Source organism: Streptomyces sp. NRRL B-3229, assembly GCF_000719505.1.
Taxonomy (GTDB): Bacteria; Actinomycetota; Actinomycetes; order Streptomycetales; family Streptomycetaceae; genus Streptomyces; species Streptomyces griseorubiginosus.
This window is the reverse complement of the sequence record NZ_JOGP01000130.1, coordinates 1-344: the sequence shown is the minus strand read 5'-3', so window position 1 is coordinate 344 and position 344 is coordinate 1. Positions and strand designations below refer to the sequence as shown.

Below are 344 nucleotides of genomic sequence, written 5' to 3'. Positions count from 1 at the left end.
GTACTCGTACACGTCCTCGATCGGGGCGTTCCAGATGTCCTCCAGGAAGCCCGTCTCCACGGCGCGGCCGAAGACGTTCTGGTCGATGGAGTAGGGCGACTTCTTGGTGGTCGCGATCGGGAGGCCCTTCTCCTCGCAGAAGGCGATGGCCTTGTCCCGCGTCATCGCGTAGTCGCGGACGGGCGCGATGCACTTGAGGTCGGGGGCCAGCGAGGAGATGCCCGCCTCGAACCGCACCTGGTCGTTGCCCTTGCCGGTGCAGCCGTGGGCGACCGTGTCGGCGCCGTGCTTCTCGGCGGCGGCCACCAGGTGCTTGACGATGGTGGGGCGGGACAGTGCGGAGA

At 68.0% G+C, this 344-nt stretch carries 1 protein-coding gene; it reads right to left on the bottom strand.

Annotation, left to right across the window (positions count from 1 at the left end; translation table 11 throughout):
- The coding region (locus IF54_RS0139075) for an argininosuccinate synthase domain-containing protein (RefSeq protein WP_030327544.1) at positions 1–344 on the bottom strand (344 nt) is incomplete at both ends.